We start from the raw sequence: 20,036 nt of genomic DNA, 5'->3' as shown, positions 1-20,036 counted from the left end.
GCTAGACTTCACTCCGCATCTGTTGAATCCGTCGACACGTCAGCTCACCGTGCGAGGTCTCGCCGGTCAGTGTCAGACGCCGCCCTTCACCCTCGGCGTCAATGGTAATCGTCAGGTCAGGTCTTGGCAAAACCCCTCGCCCCTTCTCAGGCCACTCAATCAGGCACAGATTCTCACCGTCAAAATAGTCACGCACGCCCAGAAACTCCAGCTCCTCAGGGCTGGCGAGCCGGTAGAGGTCAAAATGATAGGCATTGACCGAGCCCAGTTCGTAGGGTTCAACCAGCGTGTAAGTTGGGCTCTTGACTGGCCCTTGCTGCCCGAGAGCCCAAATGATGCCTCGACTCAGCGTGGTCTTGCCCATACCGAGATTGCCATCCAGATAGACGATACCCCGTCCCTCTAGGGCCTTGGCGATATCGCCCCCCAGCGCCGTCATGGCCTCTTCCCCCAGTGCGTGCAGCTCCAGTTTCATTCAACTCCCCGCTGATTCAAAACCCTGCGCATCGCAGGAATCATTTCGCCGGCCCGAATCCCGACTTGACCCACATCGCCAGCCAACCGGTCACCCGCCAGAGCGTGTACCAGCACAGCATACCGTGCCGCCTGAGCTGCGGGAACGTGCTGTGCCAGCAATGCACCCAAGAGCCCGGAGAGCACGTCCCCCATACCACCGACCGCCATACCCGGATTACCAGCACTACACACCGCGGGCGGCAACCCTGCCGCCGATGGGCTAGCAACCAACGAGCCAGTTCCCTTTAGAACGACGTGACAGTCAAACGGTTCAGCCAGCGCCTGAATCGCGCCGAGACGATCACCCTGAACCTTCGCCGTTGAATATTTCAACAACCGCGCTGCTTCAGCCGGGTGCGGGGTAATCACAGTATTCACCCCCAACTGGACCACCTCTGATCGCTCCGCCAGCAGGTTAAGCGCATCAGCATCAAGAACGCGGGGCAACGACACCATCAGGCACACCGACAACATCTGCTCGGCCCAGGCACTGCGCCCCAGCCCAGGCCCCAGCACCAGCACATCCGCCGCTTCCAGCAGCGGCTCCAGATCCTGCCTGTCTGCAACCGCGCGCACCATCACCTCAGGGCAACGTGCCAACAAGGGCGCAACGTGCTCGGCACAAGTCGCGACAGTCACCTTCCCCGCACCGCTACACAGCGCGGCTTCAGCTGCCAGCATGATCGCACCGCCCATACCAGGGCCGCCGCCGACCAAAAGCAGGTGGCCAAAACTTCCCTTGTGCGATGATTGCCGTCGCACAGGTAGACACCCTTTCCAGCGCGACAAATGCAGCAACTCAAGAGTAGCCGGCACCTCGGCCGGCAAAGGATCAGCCAACGCAGCGTAAACCAGCTCGCCGCACAGATCCGGCCCCTGCGCCGTCAGCAGGCCAAGCTTCAAAGCAATGAAGGTGACCGTCACATCGGCCCGCACGGCAGCTCCCAGCGGCACACCGCAATCAGCATCCAGGCCACTGGGTACATCGATGGCTAGTACTGGACAGCCAGACCTGTTGATCACGTCAATCGCGTCAGCGATATGGGCACGAACCGAGCCAGTTAACCCGGTGCCCAGCAACGCATCAACCAAAACACCGTCGAGCGCAGCATCAGGCGTCCAGTTCGCTATCGGCACCCCGGCGTGCTGCGCTCGCTGCCAGGCAGTCGCCGCATCCCCCAACAAGCGCTCCGGCGCCGACAACGTATACACCTGAACACGCCAACCAGCCGCCAGCGCCAGACGAGCCACAATATAACCGTCGCCGGCATTGTTGCCTGCACCACAGAGAACCGTAATACATCCGGCGTCGGGCCATCGCGCCACGAGAGTCTGCCAGGCAGCCAAGGCCGCCCGCTGCATCAGCTCAATCCCGGGGATACCCGAGAAAATCAACGCAGCATCAAGCTGCCGCGTTTGTTGCCGCGAATGCACCCAGAATGGCATCGGGTCGGACATTAATAGGCTCCTGCACGGGTTGTCTGGCACAATTATAAGAGAATCCTTCCAAGCTACCCCAGCACTCATGCCCGACAGACCAGACTACGACGCCCTCGCTGAACAAATTCGCGCATTTGCGAGCGAACTCGGGTTCCAGCAACTGGGCATCGGCGCGCCTGAGATCGGCGAACACGAGCAATGGCTCCAACGCTGGCTTAATGCAGGCTATCAGGGTGAAATGGAATGGATGGCCAGCCACGGCAGCAAACGCACCCAACCTGAAGAGCTGGTTCCCGGTACCCAGCGCGTCATCTCGGTGCGCATGGACTACCTGCCTGCCGACAGCGCCATGACCAAGCGCCTGGCCAACGCCGACAGCGCCTACATCTCCCGCTACGCACTGGGCCGCGACTACCATAAGCTGATACGACGCCGCTTGCAGCAATTGGCCGACCGTATTCAGGCACTGATCGGCCCCTTCGGCTACCGGGCCTTCGTGGATAGTGCTCCAGTCATGGAGCGCGCACTGGCCAGCCGCGCGGGTCTCGGCTGGATTGGCAAGAACACCATGCTGATCAACCGCAAGGCCGGCAGTTACTTCTTTCTTGGCGAACTCTTTACCGACCTTCCACTACCAATAGACCAGCCGCAGCAGAGCGAGCACTGCGGCAACTGCACCGCGTGCCTGGAGCGCTGCCCCACGGACGCCTTCGTTGGGCCACACCTGCTGGACGCACGGCGCTGCATCTCCTACCTCACCATTGAACTGAAAGGTGCCATTCCCAATGACCTGAGAAGCGCCATGGGGAACCGGGTATTTGGTTGCGATGACTGCCAGTTGGTGTGTCCGTGGAATCGCTTTGCCAAACCAACCGCGGAGCCCGACTTCAGCCCCCGCCATCAACTGGATCAGGCAGACCTGGTCGAGCTATTCAGCTGGGACGAAGCCACCTTCCTGCAGCGTACAGAGGGCTCTCCGATACGCCGCATCGGCTATGAGCGCTGGCTGCGCAATCTCGCTGTGGGGCTGGGGAATGCGACCACCAGCATTCCCGTCATCGAAGCACTAAAACGACGCCGAGCCTACCCCTCAGAGCTAGTACGCGAGCATGTCAGCTGGGCCCTGGAGCAGCACGGCGCGGCCTGAACTTAAAACTTGATGAAATGTTCGCGGTAGTGCTGCAGCTCGGCGATAGAGTCACGGATATCATCCATCGCCAAGTGGCTACTCTGCTTTTTGAAGCCATTCTTCACCTCTGGCGCCCAACGCGCGGCCAGCTCCTTCAACGTCGAGACATCCAGGTTGCGGTAATGGAAGTACTTTTCCAGCTCTGGCATGCCGCGATACAGAAAACGCCGATCCTGACAGATGCTATTACCGCACATCGGCGACTTGCCCGCCGGCACCCAGGTAGCGAGGAACTCAATTGTCTGCTGTTCGGCATCGGCCAGACTGATCTTGCTGTCGCGCACGCGCTGGGTCAGGCCGGACTGCCCGTGCTGGCGGGTATTCCACTCGTCCATACCGTCGAGCAGCGCGTCGGGCTGCTTGATCGCCAGCGACGGCCCTTCGGCCAAGACATTGAGTTCGGAGTCGGTGACGATGGTCGCGATCTCGATGATGACGTCGCTGTCCGGATCCAGTCCGGTCATTTCAAGGTCAATCCAGATCAGGTTGTCAGGGTGTTGCATAAGAGCTCCTGGCTAGGCGTGAGGCGCACGTAACGCGCAATGGCTGCAGTATAACTGCAGCGTGCTAAACTGCCGCCGATTATTCAGACGCAGAGCCCATGGCCAAACGAAACCTTACCCGCCGCCAGAATTGGCGCATCCAAAAGATCCAGGACGAGCGCGCTGCCCGCGCAGATCGCCGCGCCGAACGCGCAGAGGAGAGCCTGATCGGTGGCGACCTCGGACCCGAACAGCCCGGCCTGGTGATCGCCCACTTTGGCGTGCAGGTTGATGTTGAGGCCACCAGTGGAGAGCTGGCAGGTCAGGTGCGGCGCTGCTACCGCCGAGCAAACCTCCCTGCATTGGTCACAGGCGATCGCGTGGTCTGGCGACCAGACAACCAGAACAGCGGTGTCATCGTCGCCCAGCAGGAGCGCCAGACTGAGCTTTGTCGCCCGGATCAACGCGGCCAGCTCAAGCCCGTCGCAGCCAATGTCGACCGCCTGATCATTGTCTTCGCGCCCCTGCCAACCCCCTACACCAACCTGATTGACCGCTATCTGGTCGCCGCCGAACAGGCTGCTATAGAGCCATTGCTGGTGATGAACAAGTCAGACCTGTTGAAAGCCAATCCTGACCCAGAGCTGCTGCAGTGGCTCGATGACTACAGCCAGCTTGGATACCGCACCCTGCTGCTTTCCGCAGGCGAAGGGGACGGCCTGGATGGCCTGCGCGCCGAATTGAAAGACCACACCAGTGTATTCGTTGGTCAGTCCGGCGTAGGTAAATCGTCGTTGATCAACGCGCTCTTACCGGGCCAGGATCTGCGGGTCGGCGCGCTATCAGAGAGCACAGGCAAAGGCACTCACACCACCACCACGGCCAAGCTGTTTCACTTCCCGGCCGGTGGAGACCTGATTGACTCACCCGGTATTCGTGAGTTTGGCCTGACGCACATTTCTCACGATGAGCTACTGGAAGGTTTTATCGAGTTTCGCCCATTCCTGGGCCACTGTCGCTTCCGCGACTGCCAGCATCTGCATGAGCCGGGCTGCGCGCTGCTGCAGGCAGTCGAGGCAGGAGATATTTCGGCGATTCGCATGAGCAGCTACCGCCACATTCTCTCCAGTCTCAGCAGCTGAGTTGCCCTACTCCTGCAGACGCCTGATTGGCTCTGCATTATCGAACAGGTTAAGCCGACGCTCACTTGCCGGCTCAACCGCTGCCGGCTCATCGACCGGCTCGTTGCCCTGCGGGACACTCGCTTCGGGCGGCGGCTCCACTATCTGAGGGAGCAACTCAGGCTCAATCAGCGCTGGCTCGTCCGGCAATGGCTCCGCCGCCGGCACAGTATCAACACCCTCCAGCATTTGCTCCTCAGCGTGCTTATTGAGGACGACGATGTCGATACGCCGGTTGGTCGGGCTCAGCGGATTTTCACGATCAAACAAGGCCGAGTCTGCATAACCGACGACCCGGGCCACTTGCTGCTCCGGGTAGCCCGCCGCTAGCAAGGTGCGACGCGCTGCATTGGCTCGATCACTCGAAAGCTCCCAGTTGCCATAGCCGCTGCGACCGACGAACGGCTGCGCATCGGTGTGCCCGCTGATACTGATTTTCTTGTTGACCTTGGCGATAGTGTCGCTGAGCGAGAGCAAGATATCTTCAAAGTAGGACTGCAACTGAGCACTGCCGCTGGCGAACATCGGCCGGTTCTCCGCGTCCACAATCTGAATACGCAGACCGTCCTGGGTGATCTCGATCAGGATCTGGTCCTTGAAGCGCTGCAGTACAGGCTCACTGTCGATCTGATTCTGCAGTTCCTGCAGCAACTGCTCCATGTCCCGGCGCTCAGCCTGATCTGCCAGTTGTTTGGCCGAATCCTCATCGATCAGTTGCTGATCCTCAGGATCTTCGGTCTTGTTCAGCGTGCGTTCCGGAGCAACTTCCGGCGAGCCACCAAGATCAATAGCAAATGGGCTGCCGCCCTCACTGAAACCGATCGGGTCATTGAAGTAGCCGGACACACTGCGCAGCTGCTCCGGCGTCGCAACGGTCAATAGCCACATCACCAGAAAGAACGCCATCATCGCTACCGCAAAGTCAGCGAAAGCGATCTTCCAGGATCCGCCATGATGACCGGCATCCTTGCGAGTGACCCGCTTAACGATAATCGGCTGATTGTTGTCCACCGCTTAGCGTCCCTTCACCGAGTCTTCCAGCTCAGTGAAGCTGGGACGGTGCTCCGGCAGTAGCGACTTGCGACCAAACTCTACGGCTAGCGCTGGCGGCAGTCCCTGAGCACTGGCGACCAGCGTCATCTTGATGGCTTCGTAGGTATTGGCCTCTTCATGGGCGGTATGACCCATTGCGCTGGCGAACGGACCGACAAATCCGTAAGCAGCCAAAATACCAAGAAAGGTCCCGACCAGTGCCGTCGCTACCTTTTCACCGATTTCTGCCTGCTCGGCAACCCCGAGCACCCCCATTGTAATCACGATACCCAATACCGCCGCCACAATACCGAAGCCGGGCAACGCATCCGCGACGCGGGTCACCGCGTGCGAGGGCTCGAGCAACTCTTCGCTGAGCGCCGAGATTTCGACATCAAACAATGCCTCAAGCTCGTGGGGTGCCATGTTGCCTGTCGACATGATGCGCAGATAATCGCAGATGAACTCGGTCATCATCCGATCATTGAGGATCGCTGGGTATTTGCTGAAGATAGGGCTCTCGCCCGGTTCTTCGATATCCTGCTCGATGGCCATCATCCCTTCGCGCCGACTTTTGTTCAGCACCTCATAGAGCAGACCCAGCACATCCAGGTAAAACGGCTTGGAAAAACGGTGACCAAAAATAATCGCTGGCGCGGCGCGAAGGCACTTCTTCACCACCGCACTGCTGTTGGCGACCATGAAAGCGCCAAAGGCTGCGCCGCCAATAATCAGGATCTCGAAGGGATGCCAGAGCGCAGCGATATGCCCGCCCGACAGCAGGAAGCCTCCCAGCACACTGCCGATAACAACAACAAAACCACCAATTTTCAACATAGATTCGAGGTATCCAGAACGAGCCAGAGCGCGTTGCCGCGCAGGGCAGCAAAGTGCTGCCTTTCAGGTTATAGTCGTGCAGAAGACTAGTATAAAGCTGTGAGGCGCATGAGCACACACCCCAACAACGGCACTACAGAGGTTATCGGCGAGTTGCGGCAGAAGCTGAATGACTGCGTGCTGCCAATTAGCCCCGCTCAACAGCAATCTCTGGTCGAGCATCTGGAGAGTGATCTTCTCAGCATCAATGAGCTGACGCAGGAGATCATGCGTGCACCAGTAGCCGCTCTCCACATCTGCCGCGCCGCCGGCGCAGCCGCGCGCAAACGCGACGTTGATGTACTGACACTTGAACAAGCCTGTTCGCTGCTTGGAACTCAACGCATAGCGCAACTGCTGAAAGACATCCCCACGGTAGAGACGGAGCAATTGCCCTGGGCTTACCGGCAACTGCTTAGTATCAGCGAGCACGCTGTCAGTCAGGCGCAGGGGCTGTTCGCAAACCGTATCGCCAGACTGTGGCACGAGATGTCGCTGGCGACCCTGTTATTTCTCTCGCCACTATGGACGCTTGCCTACCTCAAACCACACCTGTTCGAGCATTGGGAGCGCCTTAACGATGGCGTTCTGCCCGATGGCGTAAGCCGTCGCCAAATTGCCGACACCACTGCAGACGGCTTCAAACTCGTTCAACTGGTTGCTCAGGATTGGTGGCTGCCACCATGGGTGCTGCAGGGCTACCGTTCGCTGAACGGCCATCGGCGGACGATGGTCAAAGCGCTTCACGTTGCCCGCGACAGCGCACACCCGCAGGAACAGCAAGCCCAACTGGACAATGATCGCGAGCTGTATCGCTGGCTGACCCAGCCCGCCAATAGCGCCCTGATCGCCAACGGTATCGCGCTGGGCGCCCATGACAGCTGGTACAAAATTCACACCTTGCGCTGGCAGAAACTAACCGCACTGTATCTCAATATCGACGTCGCTGACGCTCAGCGACTGACACACGAGAATGCCGTCAACAGCGCTCACGATCAGTGCGTGCGCAGCGAGAGCGACATCTTCCTTCCGGCCGCTCGGCTGCTGCACCCGGCCCCGCTTGTCACCAAAGCCAGCAAGGCCACAAACCCGGCCAGCGTGGCAAATGCGCGTAGCACAGCCGCCGGCAGCACGCGCGCGCCCGACAACCCTGAACTGTGGCGCACTCTGTGCCTCCGGCTCAGCAAGCAACCCGAGTCGTTCAGCAACCTCACGCAACTACTGGAATGCGCACAAAGCGCGCTGATCAACGGACTCGGCCTGCCCGCCAGCTGGATAGCACTCTCTAGCGCGCGCACCCATCAGTTGGTTATCGCAGTCGCCAGTGGTTTTAGCAACAAGCAGCCCGTCGCCGGCGCATCTGTCGGCAGCAGCCGAGAAGGCATCTGGCCAAAATGGCTGCTCAGCGCGAGTTGCCACGATCTGGACCAACGACAACTTGCCGTCCACGCGACCACCCTGCCCGACAAGGTGGTCCAGTTGAGCGCGGGCAACGCATTCCACCTGACACCACTGGTACACAACCAGCAGTTGATCGGCCTCATCTTCGTCAGCACCGGCGACAGTCAGCTGCTCCCAGCCAAACACCAGCAGGCACTGGTAAAGACCGCTCAGTGCCTGCACAAGGCCTTGCTCCACTTCAAGCAGCGAAATTAGCTGCATCAAGCAATGATGCCGCATTAGCGGCGACGGCCGCGGAACAGCCAAACCTCGTGACTCGCGCCTTGCCCTACGCCAAAATAGGCCAAACGCGGACACCACGAACCGCTAGCAGCCCCAAGCATTCACTTTTTCTCGACGGATCGCCCGCGCGTTCCTATCAAGGAGACCTTGACCATGGCGCCCTCACAGCTGCCACTACTGATCGAGCCGGCTGACCTGACATTGCCGCTGGATGCCGAGCACTTTCGCCTCGTCGACCTGTGCAGTGCCGAGCAATATCAAACAGGGCATATTCCTGGCGCCGTGCATCTGGCCCCTGCTCGCACCGCCTCGCCAGCACCACGACCAGGGCCACTTCCCGGCCTGCCTGAGTTGCGGGCTATTTTTGCCGAACTGGGTCACCGGGAAGATATCCACTACATCGTCTACGACGACGAAGGTGGCGGCTGGGCCGGGCGATTTATCTGGATGCTCGACTGCATTGGCCATACCCGCTACAGCTATATCAATGGCGGCCTCAAGGCCTGGATCGCCGATGGACTACCGCTGGAAAGTGCGCCGCAGCAAGCCACACCCACGACGCCCACGATCACGCCGAACAACGATCACACCATTACCCTGACGGCGCTGATGGCTGACCTGCACAACCCTGACCGAGTTATCTGGGATGCTCGCTCACCACAGGAGTACCGTGGCGAAAAGGTCGTTGCCAGCAAAGGCGGCCATATTCCCGGCGCGATCAATTTTGAATGGACTGCCGGCATGGACCCGGAGCGCGGCCTGCGCATGCGCTCAGACATGGCCGAGCAGCTGCAAAAACTGGGCATCACGCCAGACAAGGAAATTGTCACCCACTGCCAGACGCACCACCGTTCCGGCTTCACCTATCTGGCAGCCAAGCTGCTGGGCTACCCGCGCGTCAAAGCCTATGCAGGCTCATGGTCCGAGTGGGGCAACCATCCAGACACCGCAGTAGAAATTTAAGGAAGCACCATGCCTGACCGTCTTTTTATCCTGTTTCAGTACCTGCTGCCGCACCATCTGCTGTCGCGTCTGGCCGGCTGCCTGGCCAACTGCACCTGGCCCTGGGTCAAGAACCCGTTCATCACCTGGTTTGTTAAACGCTATCAGGTCGATATGAGCCAAGCGCTGGAGGAGAACCCGACCGCTTACAGCAGCTTCAACGACTTTTTCACCCGCGCCCTCAAGCCTGATGCCCGCCCGCTGGACCAGACCACCGGAGGCATCCTCTGCCCGGCCGATGGCGCCATCAGCCAGCTCGGCAAGATTGAACACGGCCGCATCTTCCAGGCCAAGGGTCACAGCTTCAGCGTGCAGGAGTTACTGGGCGGCAATGCCGAGCTGGCAGCACCATTTCAGGGCGGCGAGTTTGCCACCGTGTACCTGTCGCCGCGGGACTACCACCGCGTGCACATGCCTCTGGGCGGCACCCTGAAAGAGATGATCTACGTGCCGGGCAAACTGTTCTCGGTCAATCAAACCACCGCCGAAAACGTGCCTGAGCTGTTCGCCCGCAATGAACGCGTGGTGTGCCTGTTCGATACCGAAGCCGGTCCGATGGCCGTCGTCCTGGTTGGCGCGATGATCGTTGCGTCGGTTGAAACGGTATGGGCCGGTCTGGTTGCTCCGCCCAGCCGCGAGCTGCGCAGCACCGCTTACGGTCAAGCCGCACCGAGCCTGGGAAAAGGTGACGAGATGGGCCGCTTCAAACTGGGCTCAACCGCTATCGTTCTGTTTGGCCCAGATGCGATGCGCTGGAGTGAATCACTCAAGGCCGGCGATAGCGTCGAAATGGGACAACTGATGGGCAGCGTCGCCTGAATATCAGGCACGCTCCGTATCGAACGCAATCACCTCGCCAATCGTGCTGGCGCCCAGCGCCAGCATCACCAGCCGATCCACTCCCAGCGCCACCCCGGCGCAGGAAGGCATGCCTGAGCGCAACGCCTCTACCAGTGGCATGTCGATCGGCAATGTAGCGAGACCCAGCGCCTCACGCTGAGTCTGATCTACCTCAAAGCGCCGCAACTGCTCGTTGGCATCAGTGAGTTCAAAGTATCCGTTGGCCAACTCCATTCCCTGAACAAACATCTCGAAACGTGCAGCGCTTGGCACCCGATCATCCCCCTCCACGACCTGCGCGAGGGCGGCCTGGGAGGCAGGAAACGCATACACCATGGTCGGCGCCTGTAACTGGGGCTCAACGCACTCTGAGAACAACAAGTTCAGATAGCCATCGCGCGACAACTCGCCCCGGAAACCACATCGCTGCTCAGCCAGCCCCTGCAGTTCAGCGTCACTGCATTGATGAATATCCAGGCCGGTATGTTGCGCAAACACGGCAGCGTATGTAACCCGCCGCGCCGGCTCGCCTGCAAGCACCGTGCGCACCAGCGCATCAACCTCATCCATAAGCTGATGGTGATCAAACCCCGGGCGATACCATTCGAGCATGCTGAACTCCGGGTTGTGGCGCCTGCCGATCTCGCCGTTGCGGTAGACCTTGCACAGCTGCCAGATCGCCCCACTGCCCGCAGCCAGCAAACGCTTCATCGGATATTCAGGTGAGGTATGCAGATACAGCATGGCTGCCTGCCCACCGCCCTCCGGGATGTACTCGGCAGAAAAGGGGTGCAGGAACGGGTCGCTCACAGCCGCATGCGACAGGCTAGGCGTATCGACCTCCAGCACGCATCGCTCGGCAAAGAACGCGCGGATACGATTGATAATGCCCGCGCGCTGACGCAGAGCGTCGATGGTTGCACTCGGTTGCCACGGTCGATTCATGCTGCCTACCTCGATTTACGGACACAAAAAACCGGGGACGGGCCCCGGTTTCTTCAACCACCAAAGCCGTTACGCGCGACCAACATACTCGCTGGAACGGGTATCAACTTTCAGTACGTCGCCGGTGTTAATGAACAGCGGCACCTTCACGACAGCGCCGGTTACCAGCTTGGCCGGCTTGTTGCCGCCACCGGAGGTATCACCGCGAACGCCCGGGTCGGTTTCAACCACTTCCAGCTCGACGAAGTTCGGCGGAGTCACCGCAATCGGCGCACCATTGAACAAAGTCACAGTGTAAATCACCTGCTCTTTCATCCAGTTCATGCAGTCACCAACCGCTTTCTCGTCAGCGCCGTACTGCTCGAAGGAGCCGTCGGTCGCCATGAAGTGCCAGAACTCACCGTCGGTGTACAGATATTCCATTTCGCGATCCATTACGTCAGCGCCTTCCAGGCTGTCGCCCGACTTGAAGGTACGTTCGTTGACGCGACCGGTCTTCAGGTTACGGACCTTAACGCGGTTAAACGCCTGACCCTTGCCCGGCTTGACGTATTCGTTCTCGAGGATCGAGCACGGATCACCGTCCAGCATCACCTTAAGACCCGGTTTGAATTCGTTGGTAGAATAGTTGGCCATACAAGTTCCCACTTTAAATTGAATGGATGATCCGACTCGCGCTACACCACCAGTGTGCGAGGCAGTCAGTCGGACACCCTGACACCCATGCGCGGAAAAACGCCAATGATACATGGTTCTGCAGTTCGTGTTGAGTCTGCCAGCTGGCAAAATATCCTCGCCAACAGCATCAAAAATTCAGCAGAGCTGCTGGATCGACTGCAGCTCGACAGTAGCCTGCTGCCGGCAGCGCTTGCCGCAGCCAAAAGCTTCTCGCTGCGAGTTCCAGAGCCGTACCTCAAGCGCATGCGTCCCGGCGACATCAACGACCCGCTGCTGCGTCAGGTGCTGCCCATTGGCGAAGAACTGGAAGAGCAGCCCGGCTTCGTACTAGACCCCCTAGGCGAACAGCACAGCAATGCCCGCCCCGGCATCATTCACAAGTACCACGGCCGCCTGCTCTTGGTCGTCAGTAGCGGATGCGCGATCAACTGCCGCTACTGCTTTCGGCGCCACTTCCCCTATGACGACAACAACCTGAGCACAGCAGAGTGGGACGCGGCTCTCGACTACATCAGAAACGACAGCAGCATCAGCGAGGTCATCTATAGCGGCGGAGACCCGCTGGCAGCCAACGACCGAAGACTAGCCTGGCTTACCCGGGAGATTGCCGCCGTTCCCCATGTACGCCGCCTGCGAATACATACCCGCCTACCAATCGTCATCCCGCAGCGCATCACCTCTGAGTTGATCGACGCACTGTGCGGCACCCGCTTGCCGGTAACCATGGTCTGGCATTGCAATCACGCTGCAGAGCTGGACGCAGCCACAAACGAGGCCGCCATCCGCTTGCGCCAAGCCGGTGTGATTTTGCTCAACCAGGCCGTATTACTGCGCGGCGTTAACGACAACCTCGAAGCCCAACTGGCCCTAAGCGAAGCACTAGGCGATGCCGGCATATTGCCCTATTATCTTCACCTGCTTGATCGAGTGCGCGGCGCCAGCCACTTCCTGGTGAGCGATGATGACGCACGCACATTGGTAGGCACCATGCTCACACGGCTGCCCGGCTATCTTGTACCCAGGCTGGTGCGCGAAGTCGCCGGCGAACCCGGCAAGGTTCCGGTCAGTATTGAGCTGACTCAGGACACAACAATCGATAAACGCGACGTTTTTCCCGGCGGCCGGTCCTGAACGAGGATGCGGACTTAGCCAGTTAATGGCTAAACTGCTAGAGTATTCTCATTAACAGCACCCCCCACTGATGCCACGGAAGACCGGCGCGAGCAGTAAGCCGCACCAGGCCATCGACGCTTGTACTGGACACGACTTTATGGATAGCACAACGCAAAAAATGCACCTGCGGATTCCGCAGCAAACGCTCAGCAATCTGAGCTTTGCGGAAGGCTCCGAGAAAGGTATCGCCCAGTGGCTGGCCAACCTGCCGAAAGCCAATATTGGTGAAACGGCACGCCAGCTGTATCAGGGACTAATTGAGCTTAACCAGTACAACGTACCCGCAGACAAGCGTATAGCCATGCTGGAGCGCATTCGCCCGGAAGTGCACTACGTCTGTACAGCGCTATCAAGATACTACCTGGGTCAGTCGATTGTCCTTGAAGACAAGCCCCGCAAGGTGGCCAACCTGTCCCAGTCGCTGCAAAACCACCTCGCCAACGGCTACAAGATCATTGTTGCCCAGGAACGCAGCATCAAATCACGCGACCACGCCAACCTGATGACGCTGGCGCTGCAGCGCTCCATCCGCGGCCTGTGCGGGCCGTTGCTGCGCGCGTTCCAGCTGTACTGCCCCGTCGCAGACGGCGTCTGGCTGGAACTGCACCAGCTCTACCAACTTGCGCGCAAACGCGGACTGCATCAGACGCCCGTGCCGGACAGCGAGAGCGCCGACCGCCAGGCGCTGAGCATAGAGCAGTGCTACATCGTCGCTCTGCTGATGGGTGCCGCGCGGCCCAACCAGATGCGCCAAAGTGCCATGGGCAAGCTGTTTGCAACTCTCGAGGACTGGAGCCGCTACACGCGCCTGGTCGCACCGGACGACAACAAGGCGCTGTTCATCATCAATCCAGAGATGGACTGCCCGCCACGCTACAAGTCGCTGATTCGCGGCGAGAGTCTGGACAACAGCCTCGGCCTCGACACCCGCCGCCTGGTAAATGCAATCAAGGAATTCATGACCGCAGGGACTGCCTATCGCGGCGACCTGCATGTCCCGAACGTGCTAGGCATCGAGCTGTTGCAGCACGTCAGCCAGTCATGGGGCGACCTCGCCGAACGCACCTTCAACCGCATCCCCAGCCAGGGACATCTGCGCGTCAGCATCGGCATGAGCGCCACCCATTACCGTATTTCTGGCCGCAGCTTCGCCCGCATGATTGATGCCAGCGAAGCCGAGATGAATCCGTTCTCAGATGCCACCCAAAAAGCCAAGCAAGGCGGCTGGAGTGGCGCGTTCGACGGTGCAGAGTCCGTAGAGTGGCACGCCTCCGGGATTGAACAAATCGACTATGGCAGCATCGAGGAACAGGATGAGGAAAGGGACGAGCACTACCCGATCCACAGCCTGCCCATCGTCAACCATAGCCCCGGCGGTTTCTGCCTGACTTGGCCCAAGGAAGTACCAAAGCAGCTGCAAGCAGGCGAGTTACTGGGCATTCAGGAAGCCAACGAACAGGACTGGAGTCTGGCTGTAGTGCGCTGGATCCGCCAGGTTCGTGGCGGCGGCACACAGATGGGCATCGAGCTGATCGCACCGCATTGCACTCCTTGCGCGGCGAAATTAATCCGCAAGACCGGCGAGCCAAGCCAATACCTGCGCGCGCTGCTACTACCAGCAGTAACTGCGATTGATCGCCCAGCGACCATCATTACCCCGCGCCTACCCTTCCAGGTCAACAGCAAGATAAATCTGCTGCACGGCGGCAAGACAGAGAAGGCCAATCTGAACAACAGGGTCACTGCGACCGGTAGTTTCAGTCAATTCGAGTATCAGTTGATTGATCAGAACCCTCTGGAGAAGGCGCATACTGAGACGAATAGCGCATCTCTGACTACAGGCCCTGAGGATGACTTTGACTCCCTCTGGAAGTCGCTGTAGATTCGAAATTCTGATCTGTACGGGGCAACCTTCCACGTTGCCCCCACGCCTCCCGGAAAAACATGGCCACCGAAAAACAAGCCATCAAGCTACTGATCCTCGACGACTCGCAGAATAACGCCGAGCGCATGGTCAGCCTGCTGCGCAACGCAGGTCATGCTACCCGCGCCCATCGCGTCACCTCGATTGAAGACCTGCAGGAATGCCTCCAGCAAACGTGGGATATCTGCCTCGCGCAAGCCGAGACCAGCTACCTCACAGCGGAGGACGCGATCACCCTGATCAAGCGCAAGGCGCGCGACATCCCGTTCATCCTGCTCAAACCTGAGGTCGATCTTGAGATGCGTGTCGAGGCCCTGCGCTCCGGCATGGCTGACGCGTTACCGCACGATGCAGATGCACTGATGACACTAGTGGTTGGCCGCGAACTGGCCAACCTCGACGCCCGCCGTCAACGGCGCATCGTCGAACAGACCTTACGCGAGGCAGAAAAGCGCTGCCAGTTGCTGCTCGACAGCTCCGTTGACGCGATCGCCTACGTACACGACGGCATGCACATTTATACCAACCGCGCCTATGGCGAGCTGTTTGGTTATGACGACCCGGACGACCTGGCTGCCGAACCTATGGTCGGCCTGATCGACGCCGATGACCAAGGTAAGTTCAAGGACTTCCTGCGCAACTACGGCAACGAGGGCGGCCAAAATGAAATGCGCTGCAAAGGCGTCGATAGCGACGGCAAGCGCTTCCCGATACTGATGAGCTTCTCCCCCGCCAGCTATGACGGTGAGCCCTGTACCCAGGTCGTGATCCGCGCAGAGACCGCCAGCAGCGAGTTCGAAGAAAAGCTCAAAGTCATGGCCAGCCGCGACTTGGTAACAGGCATGTTCAACCGCGCCTACTTCCAAGATCAACTGGACGCTATTCGCGACCAGGCCGTCCGCCAAGGTCAACCCAGCACGCTGGTCTATCTCAGCATCGATGGATTCAGCAGCCTGCAGGCCGACATCGGTATAGGCGCGGCAGATCTCCTGCTGACCGACCTTGCCCAAATGCTGCGCTCCCACTTCAGCGAAGATACCCTGATGGCGCGCTTCGCCGATGATGCCTGCAGCATTCTGCTGGAAGGGCTGGAGCCGGTAGCGGCAAATGATCAGCTTGAAGAGCTTCGCGCCAAAATCGAGGCTCACCTGTTTGAGACCAACAGCCGCACCGTGCGAATTACGGTCAGCATGGGCGTAGCGTCCATCAGCGAAACCAACGCTGATCCGGTCGAGGCAATTGATCGAGCCCACCGCCTGGCAGACCAACTGAGCAACACTGGCGGCAACGGCATCAAAGTATTCAACCCGCTTGAAGAACTAGCCCTGCAAGCCAACCGTGGCAACCTGATCGCCCTGATTAAACACACACTGGAAACCAACGGATTCCGCCTGCTGTTCCAGCCAATCATAAGCCTACGAGGCGACGAAGCCGAGAACTACGAGACGTTCCTGCGCCTACTCAACCATGAAGGCGAGGAAGTGCCGGCTGCAGACTTCCTGCCAGCTGCCCAGGAAGCAGGGCTGGCGCTGGACATCGACCGCTGGGTGATCACCCAGGCGGTCAAACTGCTTAGCAATCACCGTGGGCGCGGGGCCGACACCCACCTGCTACTCAACCTCAGCGCTGCGAGCCTGCAGGCACCGGACATGGTCGAGTGGATCGCAAGCAAGCTGCAAGAAGCCAGATTGCCCGCCGATGCGATCATCTTCCAGTTCCACGATGCCGATGTGAATACGTATCTGAAGCAGGCCAAAATGCATACCGAAGCGCTGCACCGGATGCACTGCAGGGTATCGATCAGTCATTTCGGCGGCGCGCTGAACCCCTATGCGGCGCTCAAGCATGTGCACGCGGACTACATCAAGATTGACGGCTCATTCACGCGTGACCTGTCAGACCCGAAAGCAGTCGATACGCTAAAGGACATCATCAGCTCGCTGCACAGCCAAGGCAAGCTGACTATAGTGCCCTACGTCGACAGCGCAGCAATGATGCCGACTCTCTGGCAGGCGGGTGCGAACTATATTCAAGGGCATTACCTGCAACCGCCCAGCGACAGCATGAACTACGATTTTTCTGCCGACTGAGCCGCATGACATAAGGCTGGCGCTGCGAGTCTCGCAGCGCCAGTCCTGCTTACTGCCCCTCGCGATCGCGAAAGCCCAGCAGATAGAGAATGCCATCCAGGCCCAGTGTCGAAATCGCCTGCTTGGCCGATTGCTTGACCAACGGTTTGGCGCGGAAGGCGACACCCAAGCCGGCGATAGACAGCATTGGCAGGTCGTTCGCCCCATCGCCAACCGCAATGGTCTGCTCCAGACTGATCCCTTCCTGACTCGCCAACTGACGCAACAGCTCAGCCTTGCGCTGCCCATCGACAATCGGCTCCTGCACCTCGCCAGTAACCAGGCCGTTTTCCACCGGCAGAGAATTGGCATAGACGTAATCAATGCCCAGGCGCTGCTGCAGACGCTCGGCAAAGTAGGTAAAGCCACCAGACAGAATCGCTGTTTTGTAGCCAAGGCGGCGTAGCTGAGCGATCAGCGTTTCGGCCCCTTCAGTCAGACGAAGCGACTCGGCGATACTATCGAGCGTAGAGACTGGAAGCCCTTTGAGCAGCGCCATGCGCTCACGGAAGCTGGCGCGAAAATCCAGCTCGCCTCGCATCGCTCGCTCGGTGATCTCGGCAACCGCGTCACCGACACCCGCCGCCTTGGCCAGCTCATCGATTACCTCCGCATCGATCAGCGTTGAATCCATGTCGAACACCACCAGGCGGCGATTTCGCCGGAAGATGCTGTCCTGCTGAAAGGCAATATCGACGTTCAACTCTTGAGCGATTGCCAAGAACTCGGCCCGCAGCGCCGCCGGGTCTTCCGGCTCACCGCGTACGGAGAACTCGATACAGCCCTTGCCCTGATCTTCCGGAAGTCCTTCCGGAATGCGTCCAGAAAGACGATCGATATGATCAATGTTGAGGCCATAACGGGCAGTAATCTCGCTGACCCGAGCAATATGCTCCGCGGTAACCCGGCGAGCCAACAGCGTCACGATATGACGCACTTTGCCCTGCCCCGTTACCCAGCGGCCGTACTCTTCCGCACTGACAGGGGTAAAACGCACCTGCTGATCCAGTTCATAACCGCGAAACAGCACTTCCTTAAGCACGTCAGAGCTACCCTGATCGGCAGGCATCTCAACCAGAATGCCGAAGGACAGCGTGTCATGAATGACCGCCTGACCAATATCGAGAATGTTGACTCGCGCCCTGGCGAGCAGGCCTGTGATAGCCGCGGTAAGACCCGGGCGATCAGGTCCGGTGATGTTGATCAGAACGATTTCCTTCAAGACGCTCGCTCCCAGTTAAAAGTGAGGGCGCCCATTCTACTCGCATTTGCCCATCACCTCACAGATCAGCCTTTTTCCGCCTATGGGGAATAGCTATACTCGCCAAACCGGTTATTCACCGATCCCCCGAGATTCATACCTCCGCAACCATCGAGCCCCGATTTGAGCCGCAAAACGCCTAACCAAGACAATCTATTCCTGCGCTGCTACGCCAACGTGCGCCGTCGCTCGCTGACGCTCGCCGGCGCCATGCCACTATTGGTCGCCGCCCCGCTGCTACTTTTGCTTGTGCTGGCACTCTGGCTGGGCAAGGTCCAGTTGCAGCAGGATGTCGCACAGCAGGCCGATCGAGTGGGCAGCGCACTGGCGCGCCAGATCGCCGCAAGCGCCGCAGAACCCTTGGCTGCCGAAGACCGATTGAGCCTGAATATCCTGCTGGCTCAGTGGAACCAAAACCCCATGATCGCCCACGTGAGCCTCTATTCACCGGGCAACCGATTGATCGCCGAAGCCGGCAGCGAGCCCGCGCGCCAGTTGCGCGCCCCGGGTCAGGGCAACTACATCGCTGCGGTACATCTGCAAGACCAGCTCACGGGCCAGGTACAACTGACCTTGGCATCCACCCCGTTCATCCAGCCAGCCAACCTGTTGCTGGAGCGCCTGATCTGGGGGCTGCTGCTGATTGGCTGCATCGTAGGGCTGCTGGCATGGCACCGCGGCCGGGATCTGGCCCAGCAACTGCGAGCACTGGCCGACTGGGATGCCAACCCGAGCTTTCCGGCACCGGCATGCACCCGCAGGGACGAGCTTGGCGATCTGTCACGTACGCTGCTGCATAACCGTGGTCTGATGCCAGAGCCAGAGCCAGAGCCAGAGCCAGAGATTACAGTCGAGCTGGGCGCTGATTCAGAGGCAACGCAAGGATTAACGCCTCCTCTGCTGGATGACGCCGCGATACCGGTACTGCAACCCGAGCCAGCGCTGGACACCGCTTCCTCCGATACAGCGCCAGCCACTGTGGCAGAGACTGAAACGCAGCCCGAAATCGCAAACGACGACTCGGACGAGCAGCCCGACTCCGCCGTTATAGCCTCGGAAGACGAACAAGAAGACGGCCACACTCCCGACGTGCCAATGCAGAAGCAGGCAATGCTCGCCGTCCGCCTGGGCAACCAGGACGCCCTCCGCCGCCTGCCACGCGAGCGCTTGATGAAGCTGCTTGAGCGCTACCGACAGCAGGTACAGCATGCCTGCCAGCTGTATGGTGGCGAGCAACACACGCTACACGACGGCACCAGTATCGCGTTGTTCAAAGACAGCACGGGCGACGGATCGGAACTGAAACATGGATTGTGCTGCGGTGAGCTGCTGCGCGTACTGGGTCACGATTTGCAGATCGAGATTGCCGATACCGGTATCGCGCTGCATCTGCAGCTCGCACTCGGTCATGCCGGCGGCCTGGAGGGCTTGGACGACGAGGCACTGGGTCAGCATGACGCCTGCCTACGGGTCATGGAGCAACTGCAGCACAGTCGCAACCTGCTGCTGGTGGACGCCGAGCTGGCAGCCAGTGACGGCCTGTCTCAATGCGCGTCAGCACGCCGTTTGGCGAGCCAACCCGGGACCTTCTGCATTGAGCGCCTGCTGGAGCCCTATCAGTCGCTTCTGGAACGCCAACTCAGCTCCCTCTACAACCAGCGCCAGTCCTGAGACTGGCGCTGCAT

At 59.7% G+C, this 20,036-nt stretch carries 17 protein-coding genes; 9 read left to right on the top strand and 8 right to left on the bottom strand.

Annotated features, from left to right (window positions below; genetic code table 11):
- Position 1 precedes the first annotated feature (1 nt).
- Positions 2–475 carry a tRNA (adenosine(37)-N6)-threonylcarbamoyltransferase complex ATPase subunit type 1 TsaE gene (gene tsaE, locus AAFM31_RS10505; protein WP_341707875.1) on the bottom strand — a complete coding sequence of 158 codons (474 nt, stop codon included), beginning with the start codon at positions 473–475 and terminating at the stop codon, positions 2–4.
- Entirely contained in the window at positions 472–1,974 is a 1,503-nt protein-coding gene (locus AAFM31_RS10500; RefSeq protein ID WP_341707874.1) for an NAD(P)H-hydrate dehydratase, read from the bottom strand. The genes tsaE and AAFM31_RS10500 overlap by 4 nt, the downstream gene beginning before the upstream one ends.
- A gap of 67 nt (positions 1,975–2,041) precedes the next feature.
- Here AAFM31_RS10500 and queG point away from each other — a divergent pair, with 67 nt between their 5' ends.
- On the top strand, positions 2,042–3,103 hold the full coding sequence (gene queG / locus AAFM31_RS10495; RefSeq protein WP_341707873.1) for a tRNA epoxyqueuosine(34) reductase QueG: 1,062 nt from the start codon (positions 2,042–2,044) through the stop codon (positions 3,101–3,103).
- Between the two features lie 2 nt (positions 3,104–3,105).
- Here the strand turns inward: queG and orn are convergent, their stop codons facing one another.
- On the bottom strand, positions 3,106–3,648 hold the full coding sequence (gene orn, locus AAFM31_RS10490) for an oligoribonuclease (RefSeq protein WP_341707872.1): 543 nt from the start codon (positions 3,646–3,648) through the stop codon (positions 3,106–3,108).
- Between the two features lie 98 nt (positions 3,649–3,746).
- Here orn and rsgA point away from each other — a divergent pair, with 98 nt between their 5' ends.
- A complete protein-coding gene (rsgA, locus tag AAFM31_RS10485) occupies positions 3,747–4,769 on the top strand; it encodes a small ribosomal subunit biogenesis GTPase RsgA (RefSeq protein ID WP_341707871.1) in 1,023 nt (340 codons plus the stop codon).
- Positions 4,770–4,775: 6 nt separating this feature from the next.
- Here rsgA and motB read toward each other — a convergent pair whose 3' ends face one another.
- Positions 4,776–5,819, bottom strand: a complete 1,044-nt coding sequence (gene motB / locus AAFM31_RS10480) for a flagellar motor protein MotB (protein WP_341707870.1) — start codon at positions 5,817–5,819, stop codon at positions 4,776–4,778.
- Between the two features lie 3 nt (positions 5,820–5,822).
- Positions 5,823–6,677, bottom strand: a complete 855-nt coding sequence (gene motA / locus AAFM31_RS10475; RefSeq protein ID WP_341707869.1) for a flagellar motor stator protein MotA — start codon at positions 6,675–6,677, stop codon at positions 5,823–5,825.
- Between the two features lie 108 nt (positions 6,678–6,785).
- On the opposite strand from motA, the gene AAFM31_RS10470 reads away from it, so the two are divergent.
- The 3 genes from AAFM31_RS10470 to asd all read left to right on the top strand — a co-directional run bounded on the left by AAFM31_RS10470 (position 6,786) and on the right by asd (position 10,220).
- Positions 6,786–8,372, top strand: a complete 1,587-nt coding sequence (locus AAFM31_RS10470) for a hypothetical protein (protein WP_341707868.1) — start codon at positions 6,786–6,788, stop codon at positions 8,370–8,372.
- Between the two features lie 180 nt (positions 8,373–8,552).
- A complete protein-coding gene (locus AAFM31_RS10465) occupies positions 8,553–9,362 on the top strand; it encodes a rhodanese-like domain-containing protein (protein WP_341707867.1) in 810 nt (269 codons plus the stop codon).
- Between the two features lie 9 nt (positions 9,363–9,371).
- Positions 9,372–10,220, top strand: a complete 849-nt coding sequence (asd, locus tag AAFM31_RS10460; RefSeq protein ID WP_341707866.1) for an archaetidylserine decarboxylase — start codon at positions 9,372–9,374, stop codon at positions 10,218–10,220.
- Between the two features lie 3 nt (positions 10,221–10,223).
- On the opposite strand, the gene epmA is transcribed toward asd, so the two are convergent.
- Positions 10,224–11,186 carry an elongation factor P--(R)-beta-lysine ligase gene (epmA, locus tag AAFM31_RS10455; RefSeq protein WP_341707865.1) on the bottom strand — a complete coding sequence of 321 codons (963 nt, stop codon included), beginning with the start codon at positions 11,184–11,186 and terminating at the stop codon, positions 10,224–10,226.
- A gap of 69 nt (positions 11,187–11,255) precedes the next feature.
- The gene (gene efp, locus AAFM31_RS10450) at positions 11,256–11,822 is read right to left on the bottom strand and encodes an elongation factor P (RefSeq protein WP_341707864.1); all 567 of its coding nucleotides are present in this window, start codon (positions 11,820–11,822) and stop codon (positions 11,256–11,258) included.
- 105 nt (positions 11,823–11,927) lie between these two features.
- Between efp and epmB the strand changes: the two genes are divergently transcribed.
- From epmB to AAFM31_RS10435, 3 genes are all read left to right on the top strand, one after another.
- A complete protein-coding gene (epmB, locus tag AAFM31_RS10445) occupies positions 11,928–12,995 on the top strand; it encodes an EF-P beta-lysylation protein EpmB (RefSeq protein WP_341707863.1) in 1,068 nt (355 codons plus the stop codon).
- 139 nt (positions 12,996–13,134) lie between these two features.
- Positions 13,135–14,919, top strand: a complete 1,785-nt coding sequence (locus tag AAFM31_RS10440) for a molecular chaperone (RefSeq protein ID WP_341707862.1) — start codon at positions 13,135–13,137, stop codon at positions 14,917–14,919.
- Positions 14,920–14,981: 62 nt separating this feature from the next.
- Positions 14,982–17,051, top strand: coding sequence for an EAL domain-containing protein (locus AAFM31_RS10435; RefSeq protein WP_341707861.1), 2,070 nt, complete (start codon positions 14,982–14,984; stop codon positions 17,049–17,051).
- 49 nt (positions 17,052–17,100) lie between these two features.
- Here AAFM31_RS10435 and serB read toward each other — a convergent pair whose 3' ends face one another.
- Positions 17,101–18,312 carry a phosphoserine phosphatase SerB gene (serB, locus tag AAFM31_RS10430; protein ID WP_341707860.1) on the bottom strand — a complete coding sequence of 404 codons (1,212 nt, stop codon included), beginning with the start codon at positions 18,310–18,312 and terminating at the stop codon, positions 17,101–17,103.
- Between the two features lie 162 nt (positions 18,313–18,474).
- Here serB and AAFM31_RS10425 point away from each other — a divergent pair, with 162 nt between their 5' ends.
- Positions 18,475–20,022, top strand: a complete 1,548-nt coding sequence (locus tag AAFM31_RS10425; protein WP_341707859.1) for a histidine kinase — start codon at positions 18,475–18,477, stop codon at positions 20,020–20,022.
- Positions 20,023–20,036 lie beyond the last annotated feature (14 nt).

Source organism: Halopseudomonas sp., assembly GCF_038130085.1.
GTDB lineage: Bacteria > Pseudomonadota > Gammaproteobacteria > Pseudomonadales > Pseudomonadaceae > Halopseudomonas.
Note: the sequence above shows the minus strand (reverse complement) of the source record. Positions and strands in the feature narration are given on the sequence as shown.

Coding starts and splice junctions, on each gene's coding strand:
- tsaE (WP_341707875.1), bottom strand. CDS start 475: ATGAAACTGGAGCTGCACGCACTGGGGGAAGAGGCCATGACGGCGCTG.
- AAFM31_RS10500 (WP_341707874.1), bottom strand. CDS start 1,974: ATGTCCGACCCGATGCCATTCTGGGTGCATTCGCGGCAACAAACGCGG.
- queG (WP_341707873.1), top strand. CDS start 2,042: ATGCCCGACAGACCAGACTACGACGCCCTCGCTGAACAAATTCGCGCA.
- orn (WP_341707872.1), bottom strand. CDS start 3,648: ATGCAACACCCTGACAACCTGATCTGGATTGACCTTGAAATGACCGGA.
- rsgA (WP_341707871.1), top strand. CDS start 3,747: ATGGCCAAACGAAACCTTACCCGCCGCCAGAATTGGCGCATCCAAAAG.
- motA (WP_341707869.1), bottom strand. CDS start 6,677: ATGTTGAAAATTGGTGGTTTTGTTGTTGTTATCGGCAGTGTGCTGGGA.
- AAFM31_RS10470 (WP_341707868.1), top strand. CDS start 6,786: ATGAGCACACACCCCAACAACGGCACTACAGAGGTTATCGGCGAGTTG.
- AAFM31_RS10465 (WP_341707867.1), top strand. CDS start 8,553: ATGGCGCCCTCACAGCTGCCACTACTGATCGAGCCGGCTGACCTGACA.
- asd (WP_341707866.1), top strand. CDS start 9,372: ATGCCTGACCGTCTTTTTATCCTGTTTCAGTACCTGCTGCCGCACCAT.
- epmA (WP_341707865.1), bottom strand. CDS start 11,186: ATGAATCGACCGTGGCAACCGAGTGCAACCATCGACGCTCTGCGTCAG.
- efp (WP_341707864.1), bottom strand. CDS start 11,822: ATGGCCAACTATTCTACCAACGAATTCAAACCGGGTCTTAAGGTGATG.
- epmB (WP_341707863.1), top strand. CDS start 11,928: ATGATACATGGTTCTGCAGTTCGTGTTGAGTCTGCCAGCTGGCAAAAT.
- AAFM31_RS10440 (WP_341707862.1), top strand. CDS start 13,135: ATGGATAGCACAACGCAAAAAATGCACCTGCGGATTCCGCAGCAAACG.
- AAFM31_RS10435 (WP_341707861.1), top strand. CDS start 14,982: ATGGCCACCGAAAAACAAGCCATCAAGCTACTGATCCTCGACGACTCG.